13 protein-coding genes are annotated in these 12108 nt (G+C 62.8%); 2 read left to right on the top strand and 11 right to left on the bottom strand.

The genetic code is table 11. The features are described 5' to 3' along the window. Positions 1-25: 25 nt before the first annotated feature. Together ACNHKD_RS14375 and ACNHKD_RS14370 are read left to right on the top strand one after the other, a co-directional pair. Positions 26-1312, top strand: a complete 1287-nt coding sequence (locus ACNHKD_RS14375) for a citrate synthase (RefSeq protein ID WP_442754165.1) — start codon at positions 26-28, stop codon at positions 1310-1312. A gap of 393 nt (positions 1313-1705) precedes the next feature. After that, positions 1706-3199 (top strand): YcjX family protein, encoded by a 1494-nt coding sequence (locus ACNHKD_RS14370; RefSeq protein ID WP_442754164.1) that lies wholly within the window; start codon positions 1706-1708, stop codon positions 3197-3199. 3 nt (positions 3200-3202) lie between these two features. Here ACNHKD_RS14370 and ACNHKD_RS14365 read toward each other — a convergent pair whose 3' ends face one another. The 11 genes from ACNHKD_RS14365 to nifU form a co-directional block, all read right to left on the bottom strand. Continuing rightward, on the bottom strand, positions 3203-3526 hold the full coding sequence (locus ACNHKD_RS14365) for a 2Fe-2S iron-sulfur cluster-binding protein (protein WP_442754163.1): 324 nt from the start codon (positions 3524-3526) through the stop codon (positions 3203-3205). A gap of 106 nt (positions 3527-3632) precedes the next feature. Continuing rightward, positions 3633-3998 (bottom strand): 2Fe-2S iron-sulfur cluster-binding protein, encoded by a 366-nt coding sequence (locus tag ACNHKD_RS14360; RefSeq protein WP_442754162.1) that lies wholly within the window; start codon positions 3996-3998, stop codon positions 3633-3635. 8 nt (positions 3999-4006) lie between these two features. Continuing rightward, a complete protein-coding gene (locus tag ACNHKD_RS14355; RefSeq protein WP_442754161.1) occupies positions 4007-4297 on the bottom strand; it encodes a ferredoxin family protein in 291 nt (96 codons plus the stop codon). A 55-nt stretch (positions 4298-4352) separates the two neighbouring features. Beyond that, positions 4353-5660 carry an FAD-dependent oxidoreductase gene (locus tag ACNHKD_RS14350; protein ID WP_442754160.1) on the bottom strand — a complete coding sequence of 436 codons (1308 nt, stop codon included), beginning with the start codon at positions 5658-5660 and terminating at the stop codon, positions 4353-4355. A gap of 55 nt (positions 5661-5715) precedes the next feature. Further along, complete coding sequence (locus tag ACNHKD_RS14345) at positions 5716-6810, bottom strand: electron transfer flavoprotein subunit alpha/FixB family protein (RefSeq protein WP_442754159.1); 1095 nt, start codon at positions 6808-6810, stop codon at positions 5716-5718. A 12-nt stretch (positions 6811-6822) separates the two neighbouring features. Then, entirely contained in the window at positions 6823-7674 is an 852-nt protein-coding gene (locus ACNHKD_RS14340) for an electron transfer flavoprotein subunit beta/FixA family protein (RefSeq protein ID WP_442754158.1), read from the bottom strand. Between the two features lie 16 nt (positions 7675-7690). Beyond that, positions 7691-8026 (bottom strand): nitrogenase stabilizing/protective protein NifW, encoded by a 336-nt coding sequence (nifW, locus tag ACNHKD_RS14335; RefSeq protein ID WP_442754157.1) that lies wholly within the window; start codon positions 8024-8026, stop codon positions 7691-7693. Beyond that, positions 8023-8766, bottom strand: a complete 744-nt coding sequence (gene cysE / locus ACNHKD_RS14330; RefSeq protein ID WP_442754156.1) for a serine O-acetyltransferase — start codon at positions 8764-8766, stop codon at positions 8023-8025. Before cysE ends, nifW begins: the two co-directional genes overlap by 4 nt. Further along, positions 8763-9902, bottom strand: a complete 1140-nt coding sequence (gene nifV, locus ACNHKD_RS14325; protein WP_442754155.1) for a homocitrate synthase — start codon at positions 9900-9902, stop codon at positions 8763-8765. The genes cysE and nifV overlap by 4 nt, the downstream gene beginning before the upstream one ends. Before the next feature lie 8 nt (positions 9903-9910). Beyond that, positions 9911-11113, bottom strand: a complete 1203-nt coding sequence (nifS, locus tag ACNHKD_RS14320) for a cysteine desulfurase NifS (RefSeq protein WP_442754154.1) — start codon at positions 11111-11113, stop codon at positions 9911-9913. Between the two features lie 10 nt (positions 11114-11123). Further along, the gene (gene nifU, locus ACNHKD_RS14315; RefSeq protein WP_442754153.1) at positions 11124-12107 is read right to left on the bottom strand and encodes a Fe-S cluster assembly protein NifU; all 984 of its coding nucleotides are present in this window, start codon (positions 12105-12107) and stop codon (positions 11124-11126) included. Position 12108: the final 1 nt, after the last annotated feature.

Genomic DNA, 12108 nt, shown 5'->3' with positions numbered 1-12108 from the left:
CCGGGGCCGATCAACGAGGTGCGCAATGGCCGAGAGCAAGGGTTCATTCACAATCGGCGGCAAGACCATCGACCTGCCCGTCAAGGACGGCACGATGGGACCCTCCGTCGTGGACATCCGCAATCTCTATTCAGAGACGGAGATGTTCACTTTCGATCCCGGCTTCACCTCTACGGCTTCCTGCGAATCGAAGATCACCTTCATCGACGGCGACGAGGGTGTCCTGCTCTATCGCGGCTATCCGATCGAGCAGCTCGCGGAGCATGGCGACTTCCTTGAGACCTGTTATCTGCTGCTCTACGGAGAATTGCCGTCGGCGGCGGAAAAGGCCAATTTCGACTACCGAATCACGCGCCATACCATGGTGCATGAGCAGATGGCCCGCTTCTTTCAGGGCTTCCGCCGCGACGCGCATCCGATGGCGGTCATGGTTGCTTCGGTCGGCGCGCTCTCGGCCTTCTATCACGACTCGACCAACATCGTGGATCCTGTCGAGCGCATGGTCGCCTCGACGCGCATGATCGCGAAAATCCCGACGCTCGCGGCGATGGCCTATAAATATTCGATCGGGCAGCCCTTCGTTTATCCGAAGAACGACCTCGACTACACCTCGAACTTCCTGCGCATGTGCTTTGCCGTCCCCTGCGAGGAATACAAGGTCAATCCGGTTCTCTCCCGCGCGCTGGACCGCATCTTCATCCTGCATGCGGACCACGAGCAGAACGCCTCGACCTCTACCGTGCGCCTCTCCGGCTCGTCGGGCGCGAACCCCTTCGCCTGTATCGCGGCGGGCATCGCCTCTCTCTGGGGACCGGCGCATGGCGGCGCCAACGAGGCCGTGCTCAAGATGCTGGCCGAGATCGGCACGCCGGACCGCATCCCGCAGTTCATCGCCCGCGCGAAGGACAAGAATGACCCGTTCCGCCTGATGGGCTTTGGCCATCGCGTCTACAAGAACTACGATCCGCGCGCGAAGATCATGCAGCGCACGACGCGCGAGGTGCTGAACGAACTTGGCGTGAAGGACGATCTACTCGACGTCGCACTGGAGCTCGAGCGCATTGCGCTCTCGGACGACTATTTCATCGAGAAGAAGCTCTATCCGAATATAGACTTCTATTCGGGCATCACCCTCAAGGCGATGAACTTCCCCGTCGCCATGTTCACGGTCCTCTTCGCCGTGGCGCGCACGGTGGGCTGGATCGCCCAGTGGAAGGAGATGATCGAGGATACGGGCTCCAAGATCGGCCGGCCGCGCCAGCTCTATACGGGCGAGAAACGGCGCGATTACGTTCCCATGTCGAAGCGGTAGGCGCACGCGGCAAAGCGTCGCGCCGCGCCTTTGGACCGCGAGCCTTCAGGCTCGAGCGGCATGGAGCGAGCCGAAGGTTCGCGCAGTTTGTTGACAAACTTCCCAAGGCGGCCTCGTCCTTCGAGACACGAGCTGCGATCAACATTCTTGTTTTGTGCAAGTCGGGAAAACCCGACTTGCACTCGCTCCTCAGGATGAGGCCTAACTGTTTGGCGCCGAAGGAAGAAGCCCCTCACGCCGAGGAGCTTGCGCAGCAAGCGTCTCGAAGCACGAGGGGCGTCGCCGCTACTTTGTCAGCAGCCTGAGCGCGCCGATGGCTCGCGGTCTGCTCTCCCAAAATGACGGCTCTTGGATTAGATGAGGTTCCCGTTTCGTCTCTTTCCCGGAGCCGCCGTGTCGTCGCAGCTTTCTGATATATGGTTCGAAACGCGCGTCGCCGCGGAAAGCCTCGCCGATTTCGTCTCGGGCGCGCGCCTGAGACTCGGCGTCACTGGCCTGTCCCGTTCCGGCAAGACGGTTTTCATTACGTCCCTCGTCCATCATCTCACGCGGGCGCTGGCGGCCGGGCGCAAGGCGCATCTTCCCGTTTTCCGCGCCTTCTCGGAGGAGCGCGTCCTCTCCGCCCATCTCGATCCGCAACCGGACTTCAACGTCCCGCGTTTCGCCTATGAGGAGCATCTCGAGGCGTTGACCAGCGGGGAGGATCGGCACTGGCCGCAATCGACGCGGCGAATCTCCGAGCTGCGCGTCTCGATCGAGTTCAATTCCAAGGCCTTCTCCCTGCGCCATATGGGACAGGAGAGCGCGCGCCTCGATATTGACATTGTCGACTATCCCGGCGAATGGCTGCTCGATCTGCCTTTGCTTGGAAAATCCTACGCGGAGTGGTCGCATGAGACGCTCGAAGCCGCGAGCGCCGCCGCCCGCGCGCCCATCGCCGCGGACTGGCGCGGCGCGACGGCGGGCGTCGATCCCAAGGCGCGCTATTCCGAGCCGACAGCGCAAAAGCTCGCCAAGCTCTTCACCGAATATCTACGCGCCGCCAAGACGGAGCGCTTCGCGCTCTCCACCCTGCCGCCGGGCCGCTTCCTGATGCCCGGCGATCTCGAAGGCTCGCCCGCTTTGACTTTCGCGCCGCTGCCGGTCGCGGAAGGAGAGGAGCTTCCTTATCGCAGCCTCGGGCGCGAGATGGAGCGGCGCTACGAGGCCTACAAAACTCACGTCGTGAAGCCGTTTTTCCGCGATCATTTCGCACGCCTTGACCGGCAGATCGTGCTGGTCGACGCGCTGGCGGCGCTGAATTCGGGGCCGGCGGCGGTGCGCGATCTGGAGAATGCGCTGACGGACGTCCTTAACGCCTTCCGCACCGGGCGCTCCAATCTCATCTCGCAAATCTTCCGTCCGAAGATCGACCGCATCCTCTTCGCGGCGACGAAAGCCGATCACCTGCACCATACGAGCCACGACCGGCTGGAAGCGATCCTGCGGCATCTTACCGGTAAGGCCATTTCAAGGGCCGAAGGCGTCGGCGCGACGATCGACGTTATCGCGCTCGCGGCCGTCCGCGCGACGCGCGAGGCGACTGTGCGTCACGAAGGTGAGAGGCTTTCGGCCATTGTCGGCACGCCGATCGAAGGCGAGCGCATCGGCGACGATGTCTTCGACGGCGTTGCGGAGGGCGCGATCTTCCCCGGCGAATTGCCGGAGGATCCCAAGCTCGTCTTTCGCGGCGACGCGCTGGCCCTCGATGAGGAAGAAGCGGAGTTCCGCTTCCTCAAGTTCCGCCCGCCGGTCGCCAAGATGGGGAAGGACAGGGAACCCTTGCCGCTGCCGCATATCCGGCTCGATCGCGCGATGGAGTTCCTGTTCGGCGACAAGCTCGCCTGAATGTCAGGCGCGGCGAATTCCGCCGGAGAACCTCACGAGCACGTCCTCGTAGCGCGGGATGAATTGGCAGGCGAGGCGATAGCGCGGCGCAACATCGCTGGCTTCCGCCCGATAGATTTCCTCCGGCGTTATTTTGCCGATAGCGAAAAGCCGATGCTTTTCCTTTTCGCTGAGACAGGAGCCGAGCATCCTTCCGGAAAGCGTCAGAACGTCGATCGCGCAGACGCCGCAGTCGCCGGCGCGGCAGTCGTGAGGGAGCGGAATGCGATGCGCCTCGGCGAGCGCGAGAACGCTGGAGGATTGTTCATCCTCTGTGAAAACCGTCACGGCGTGTCTTAGCAAAGGCGACGAGAAAGTGACGTTCGGCATCGCGTGGCCCCGAATGGCGCAGTCGGCGGCGCGGCGCCCCGGCCGTCTTGGCGCGACGACGCGATTACGCGCCGCCGGGCTCGCCGGTGAACTTCACGAGAATGTCCTGATCGCGGACGATGTATTGGCAGGCGAGGCGATATTTGGGGGCGACGTCGTCGACTTCGGCGAGGCGAATTTCCTCGGCCGTGATCTTGCCCAGCGCTTTAAGCTGCGACTTCTCCTTCTCCGTCAGAGCCGACCCCATCGTCTTGCCGGAAAGCGTGACGACTTCGATCAGGCAGGAACCGCATTTGCCGTCGCGACAGTCGTGCGGAATCGGAATCTTATGCGCGTCGGCGACGGCGAGAATGCTCGACGTGTCGCCCGCGATCGCATAGACGGTGAGGTTCTTGTGCAGCAGGGGCGACTGAAAGGTAACGTTGGGCATGGGATTTCCTATCCGAATTTGAACAGCACGCCGAAGCCGCCGCGCGGGTAGTTCCAGGTGATGTCGCCGGACGCTTCGCAAAGTACGCGGCAGGTGCCGCATTCGAGACAGCCGTCCGGCGTGATTTCGACCTGTCCCGAACTCGTCTCCGAGTAGCAGCCGGCGGGGCAGATACGCGTCATCGCCAGCAGATTCTCGGAGGGTTTTTCATGCGGACGAATGGCGATATGCGGCTTGCCGGCGTCCACGATGTAGCGGTTCTGATAAAGCTTCTCTTCGACACGTGCGGCCAGGGACATGGGAATTCTCCTGTAGCGTCATTCTTTTTCTTGACCACGCAAGAACAGCGCCAACTTATCGCCAGGCGCGCGCAAGCTTCCATGCATCGCCGAAGAGGCCCGTCCATTTGCGTTCCTTGACGAAAGCGGCGATGGTGGCCTTCTCCTTGTCGATCTTCGGCGTGCCGTCGACGCGCAGGAAGCTTTCCATCGCTTTCGAGACGAGCTGCGGATAAGCAAGGAAGTAATTTTGGGAATTGGCGTGCAGAAGCGCTGGCATATCCTTGTATTTCTTGAGGTCTTTCATCACGAAGCTGTCGTCCAGCAACTTCTTGTAAAGCGCAAGATTCTGCTTCGTCATGGGATCGCGACGGGTTTTCAGTTGGAAGATCGCTTCCCCGGCGAGACGACCGGAGGTGAGCGCGAGGTTGGAGCCTTCGCGATGAATGGCGTTGTTGAGCTGAGCGGCGTCGCCGCAAACCACCCAACCATCGCCGAAAAGTTCAGGAATTGTCTTGTATCCGCCCTCGGGGATCAGATGCGCGGCGTATTCCTTCACTTCTGAGCCTTCGAGCAGCGGCTTGATGGACGGATGGCTCTTGAAGGTCTCCAACAGGCCATAGGGCGTGTCGTTGTTCGCCGCGAAGTCCGAAACCAGACAACCCATGCCGACCGAGACGCTCTCCTTGTTGGTGTAGACGAAGCCCATGCCCGTCATGCCCTTGGAGATGACGCCCGCGGCTTCGATCACGACGCCCTCGTCGCCATGCAGGTTGAAGCGCGCTTCGATCGTCTCGCGCGGCAGGAAGTGCATTTCCTTGACCGCGAGCGCGACATGCTCGGGCTTGGGCGAGGCGCGCAGACCGGCGCGCGTGCCCAGGAGGCCGTTGACGCCCTCGCAAAGCACGACGACGTCCGCGAAAATCGTGCCGCCGCGCCGATCCGTGCGCACGCCGATCACCTTGCCATAGGCGTCGCTGACAAGCTCCGTCACCGTCGTTTCGCAGATGACGATGGCGCCTTGCGACTGCACCTCTTTCGAGAACCATCGGTCGAATTGCGAACGGATGATCGTGTAGCGGTTCGGCTTGTCTTCGTTGAAATCGTCGTTGCGATATTGCAGGCCCGTATGCGAGCGGTCGCCCATCATCCAGAAGCGTTGTTCGACGAGATGGCGCTCCAGCGGCGCCTCCTCGCGGAAGTTCGGGATGATCTTCTCCACCATCTCGGCGTAGAGGATTGCGCCCTGCACATTCTTCGAGCCCGGATATTCGCCGCGCTCGAGCTGCAGAACCTTGAGGCCGCGAGACGCCATGGTATGCGCGGCGGCGTTGCCGGCCATTCCGGCGCCGATCACGATCGCGTCGAACCGTTCTTCGATCATGGCTGTCTCCATTCACATGCCGCCGGCGCCAAGCCTGGCGAATTGAAGTTGTCCATTAGCCTGCAAGTCGATCCCGCTGATGGGGCGAAAGCCGCGCGCGGAAAGCTTCGGTCAGCGCGGGCAGAAGGCGGATCGCGTCCGTTGCGATTCCGATATGCGCGAAGTCGAAGATCGGCGCATTTTTGTCGGTGTTGACGGCGACGATGCAATCCGCGCCTTCCACGCCGACGCGATGCTGGATCGCGCCCGATATGCCTGCGGCGATATAGAGCTTCGGTCGGATCGTCTTGCCGGTCTGTCCGATCTGGCGATCGGAAGAGAGCCAGCCCTTCTGAACGACCGGACGCGAGCATCCGAATTCCGCGCCAAGGACGGAGGCGAGATTCCTGACGAGCTGGAAGTTTTCGGCGCTGCCCAAGCCCATGCCGCCTGCGACGACGACATCCGCGAAGGCGAGGTTGCTCTTGTTGGAGTCGCGGTCGGGAATGAAGCGCAGAAGCTTCGTGATGATCTCGTCTTCGGAAAGATCCGGCGTGAAGGGCACGACGCGACCCACGCGATCCGCGACGCGCGCGGGCGTCGCCATCACGCGCGGGCGGATCGTCGCCATCTGGGGACGATAGTTCAGCGTATAGATCGTGCAGAGCAGGGAGCCGCCGAAAGTTGGCCGCGTCGCTGCGAGCGAGCCGTCGGCGTCGACCGCGAGTTCCGTGCAGTCAGCCGTGAGGCCGGTGAGCAAGGTCGTCGCGACCGAGCCCGCGAGATCGCGGCCGAGATTGGTGGCGCCGAGAAGGAGGATTTCGGGCTTGTGCGTGTTGACGAGTTGCGTCATCGCCTTGGCGTATGACTCGTTGCGATAGTCCGCCAGCGCCGGATGTTCAACAAGATAAGCGAGATCCGCGCCATAGTGGAAGGATTCGGCCGCCGCTTCCTTCGTGGCCTCGCCTGGCCCGCCGAGCACGACGGCGCCGAGCTCCACGCCGAGTTTGTCGGCGAGCTTGCGGCCCTCGCCAAGCAGCTCCCAGGAGACCGGGTGAACGTCGCCGCGCTCCTGCTCGATGAAGACCCAGACATGCTTGTAGTCGCGGAAATGTTCGGGGAGCTCTTTCTTCGCGCTGGCGCGGGTGGCGGGCGGCGGCGTCGGGGACATTGTCGGCTCCTCTTAGAGTCCGGAAGCAAGCTTGGTCATGTCGGATTCGAGCGTGGGATGACGCGCGAAGATCGCTTCGATGAGCGCATCGGCGGAATCTCCCGCGGTCTTTTGCGGCTCGACGAAGGCGGCCTTCTCGGAACGCGGCGCTGGCGCGAAGACCTTCTTGACGATGGTCGGCGAGCCTTTCAGGCCGCATTTGGTGAGATCCTCGATCTCCGCATCCTTCGCGCTCCAGGTGACGATCTCGGCGCGCGCCGCGCGCAGCGAGTCGTCAAAGGCGCCGCGCCGCACTTCGTTCGAGCCCTCGATCATGGTGATCAAACAGGGCATCGCCGTCTTGAGCACCTGGACGCCGCCTTCGGCGCGGCGCTCGACCACGATCTCGCGCGTTTCGGGATTGCATTCGACGAGCTTTGAGATGTAGGTCAACTGCAACAGACCGAGACGCTTGGCGATGCCGGGCCCGACCTGCGCCGTGTCGCCGTCTATCGTCTGCTTGCCGGTGAAGATGATATCCTGTTTGCCGAAGGTTTGTTCGATCTTCCGGATCGCTTGCGCCAGCGCATAGGTCGTCGCCAGCGTGTCGGATCCCGCGAAGAAGCGGTCGGTGAGCAGCACCGCGCGATCGGCGCCGATGGCGAGCGCCTTGCGTAGCGAGTCGGCCGCCATGGGCGGACCCATGGTCAGAACGGTCACTTCGCCGCCGAACTTGTCACGAAGCCGCAATGCTTCCTCAAGCGAGAAAAGATCATAGGGGTTGATGATCGTGGGCACGCCCTGCCGCATGATCGTGTTCGTGACAGGATGAACGCGGATCTGCGCGCTGTCCGGAACCTGCTTGATGCAGACGAGGATTTTCATTGTCTCTTTTCCTCGATCAGCCGGCGCCGCCGGTCAGCGTCGTAAGGGGCACGAAAGGCTTCGCGGGCTCGGCTTTCGGCTTGACGGCGTCCTTGTGAACCTTGAAGACGCGCTCGGCGATGGGCGAAGAGGCGACAAAATCCTCATAGGCCTTCGTCAGCGTCTCCTTGCAGGCGGCGCGCGCTTCTTCGTCCGTCGCGCCGTCGAAATCGTTCTTGGCGAGATATTCGCCCATGCGGCGCAGAATATGCAGACGCGCGACGCGCACGACGGCCGGGTCGTATTCGACGCCGAGCGCTTCGAAGAAATCCTCGGCGGAATGGAGCTTCCGCAAATCATCGAACACGCTCATGGCTTCGTCTCCTTTTCGCTGCTCTTCGAAAGATCGTTCTTGCGCGCCTGGAGATGCGCAAGGCGAGCCTCGAGAAAATCGATGCGGTCGATCAGCACCGAGATGGCGTCGCCGACCGGATCGGGGATGAGATGATGTTCGAGATCAATCCGGCCGTCGGCGCCCGAACGTCGGCGTTCGACTTTCACGATGCGGCCGGGAATGCCGACGACGGTCATCTCGGGCGCGACGTCCTCGATCACCACGGAATTGGCGCCGATCCGCGCTCGCGCGCCAACCGTGATCGGCCCGAGAATCTTGGCGCCGGCGCCAACCAGCACGCCGCTCTCGATCGTCGGATGGCGCTTGCCGGGCGCCCAGGAGGTGCCGCCCAGCGTGACGCCGTGATAGAGCGTCACGTCGTTTTCGATCACCGCGGTTTCGCCGATCACGACGCCGGCTCCGTGATCGATGAAGAGACGCTCCCCGATCGTCGCCCCGGGATGAATGTCGATATTCGTGACGAGCCGCGCGAACCAGGAGAGAAAACGCGCGGGAAATTTGCAACCGCGACGCCAGAGGCCATTGGCCAGGCGATAGAGAACGAGAGCGTGAACGCCCGGATAAAGCAGGGCGACTTCGAGCGAATTGCGGGCCGCAGGATCGCGCTGAAGGACGCAGGACACATCGCCGCGCAGTTTCACGGCAAGGCCGGCGGCCCCCGGGGCGCGCGCGATGGAAGCGGAGGCGACGAGCGTCATGACGCTCCTCCACAAGCATTGCGGAAGAAGTTTCTGAGCTCCCGCTTCGTCATCGGCGCCGCCTTCTCATTGGCGCGCTGACGGATCTCCGCCAGCAAAGCCGCCGCAAGGTCGCGGTCGATATCGAAGCCGAGTTCCTCGCCTTTACGCTTCAACGCCGCAACGCCGGAATGCTTGGCGAGAACGACAGTATTGCGGCGCCCCAGCCGGGCCGGATCGATGCCCTGATAGGTCCGCGCATCCTTAAGCAGCGCTGCGACGTGGATGCCCGACTCATGGGTGAAGACGTCGGCGCCGACGATCGCTTTTGCGCGCCCGACGCGTCGACGCGCGGCCTTCGCGACGAGCTTCGACAATGCGTGAAGTCTGTCTATGCGAATATTCGAGCGGCCTCTCGCGACATGTCCCAGCGCGACCGCAATTTCTTCCAACGGCGCGTTTCCGGCGCGCTCGCCAAGGCCGATAACGGTTACCGAAGCATGGGTCGCTCCGGCGCGAATGGCGGCCAACGTATTGGCGGTCGCCAGGCCGACGTCGTCATGGCCGTGAAACTCGATTGGCAGGTCCGTTTCTTTCCGCACATGGGAGATCGCTTCATAGGCAGAGAAAGGATCAAGCACGCCAAGCGTGTCGGCGAAGCGGTAGCGCCAGGCGCCGGCTTCCGCGGCGGCGCGCAGAATGACGCCAATATCGCGCGGATCGGCGCGCGAGGAATCCTCGCCGCCCATGGCGACGGTAAGACCTCGTTCTCGGGCATAGGACACCACCGCGCGCACGCGTTCGGCGACGGTAGCAACGTCGACGCCAAGTTTGACGCCAATTTGCAGGCGCGACATCGGCGTCGAAATATTGACATGCGGGACGCCCGCGGCCAGGGCGGCTTCAACGTCGGAAAGATTGAGACGGCACCAGGCCATCACGCGGCAGGGAAGGCGCTCCGCGATCACCGCGCGGATCGCCTCGATCTCGTCCCGGCCCATGGCCGGAGTGCCAACCTCGATTTCGTCCACCCCCGCCGCGACCAGAGCCCGCGCGATGGCGACCTTGTCGCGAGCCGTGAAGGCGACGCGCGGGGCCTGTTCGCCATCTCGAAGGGTCGTGTCGTTGATGAAGATGCGGGGGCAGTCGGGGTTCACGGCTTCACTCACGCATAGACCGGCTTGAACTCGGTCGGGCCTTTATTGGCGCCGGCCCAGAAGGGCGACAGCTCGCGCAGCTTTTCGAGGATCTTCGGCAGCGCCTCGATCACCTGGTCGACGTCTTCCGGAACGTTGTCGCGCGACAGCGAGAAGCGGATCGAACCATGCGCGGCGGTGAAAGGCACATTCATCGCACGCATCACATGCGACGGCTCCAACGATCCGGAGGTGCAGGCGGAGCCGGACGAAGCGGCGACGCCCTGACGTGTGAGATGCAGCAGAATCGCTTCGCCCTCGACATATTCAAATGCGATATTCGTCGTGTTCGGCAGCCGCTCGCGAATGTCGCCATTGACGAAGCAATTCGGCACGCGCTGCAGGATCGCGCTTTCGAGTCGATCACGCAGCTCCTTCACGCGCGTCTGTTCCTCGGCCATATGCGCGATCGCGAGTTCTGCCGCCTTGCCAAGGCCGACAATGCCAGGCGCATTCTCTGTGCCGGCGCGGCGCCCTCGCTCCTGGTGGCCGCCGCGCAGCAGCGGCTTGAAGCGGGCGCCGCGCTTAACATAAAGCGCGCCGATCCCTTTGGGCGCATGCAGCTTGTGACCGGAGAGCGACAGCATGTCGATCGCGCTGCCTTTGAGCACGATCGGAACCTTGCCGACGGCCTGCACGGCGTCGGTATGGAACAGCGCGCCGACTTCCTTGGCGAGTTCCGCGAGCGCTTCGACCGGGAAGATCGTGCCGGTCTCATTATTCGCCCACATCAAGGTCACGAGGGCGACCTTGTCGGTGAGCGCGGCGCGATAGGCTTCGAGATCCAGGCGGCCGAGCGAGTCGACGCCGATGTAATGAACCGTGGCGCGGCCGGTTTTTTCGAGATGCTGGCAAAGCGCGAGCACCGCCGGATGCTCAACGGCGCTGGTGATGATCTCGTTGCGGCCCGGCATGGCTTCGAGCGCGGAAAGGATGGCTGTATTGTCGGCTTCCGTGCCGCTCGCCGTATAAACGATCTCGTGGTCATGCTCGGCGCCGAGGAGCTGCTGGAGCTGCTGGCGCGCCTTTTTCACGGACTGACCGACGCTCGCGCCGAAAGAATGGATCGACGACGGATTGCCGAACTGCTCCGTAAAGAAGGGAAGCATGGCCTCTACGACGGCGGGATCGACCCGCGTCGTCGCATTATTGTCGAGATAGACTGGACGCATGGCCGTTCCCTCAGTGCGCGTGGGCTGCTTTGACGGGGATGACGCGGATAGGCATGCCGAGCTTGGCGATCAGCCGCTCCTGAATGCCGGAGACGGTGACGCTCGCCATCTGGCAGCCCATGCAGGCGCCGGTGAGACTGACCATCACATTGTTGCCGTCGACGTCGATCAGCTCGCAGTCGCCGTTATCCTTCTTGAGATACGGACGCAGCTCCTCGATCGCTTCCTCGATGAGGCGCATCTTCTTCAGATTGGTCATGCCGGCGGAAGGCGGCGGCAGCGGCGAGGCCGGCGCGAGCGGGGACGTGGGCGGCGCCGCGTCGCGCTCCGCTTCCTTCTTGGCCTTGGCTTTCGCCTTGATTTCGGCCGCGTCGACGGCTCCTATCGAATAGGCCTCATGCGCCGCGAGAACGCCCTCGGCGACAAGCTCCGCATTCACCTTGGCGAGCACCTCCTCGAGCTTGTCAAAGCAGGTGAGACAGCCGCCGCCGGCCTTGGTGTAGTCGGTAATCTCCTCAATCGTCGTCAGCTTGTTCATGCGGATGGCGCGCTCGATCATGCCTTCGTCGACGCCGAAGCACTTGCAGAGAAGCGCGCCTTCCTCGTGGTCGTCGCGCCACTCCTCGCCGCGGAAATTGGCGATGGCGGCCTGGAGGGCCTCGTAGCCCATTACGGAGCAATGCATCTTCTCGGGCGGCAGTCCGCCGAGGAAATCCGCGATATCCTGATTGGTGATCGTCACCGCTTCCTGTAGCGTCTTGCCAATGATGAGCTCGGTCAGCGCGGAGGAAGAGGCGATGGCGGAACCACATCCGAAGGTCTGGAATTTCGCCTCCTGGATCACTTCCGTCTCAGGATCGATTTTCATCATCAGCTTCAGCGCGTCGCCACACGAAATGGCGCCGACCTCGCCGACGGCGTTCGCTTCGCCGAGCACGCCGGCGTTCTTCGGATTGAAGAAGTAGTCCTTGACCTTGTCAGAGTAATCCCACATC

This window comes from Methylocystis sp. JAN1 (assembly GCF_052186135.1).
Lineage (GTDB): Bacteria > Pseudomonadota > Alphaproteobacteria > Rhizobiales > Beijerinckiaceae > Methylocystis.
The sequence above is the reverse complement of the archived record's forward strand: the minus strand, read 5'-3'. Positions and strand labels throughout refer to the sequence as shown.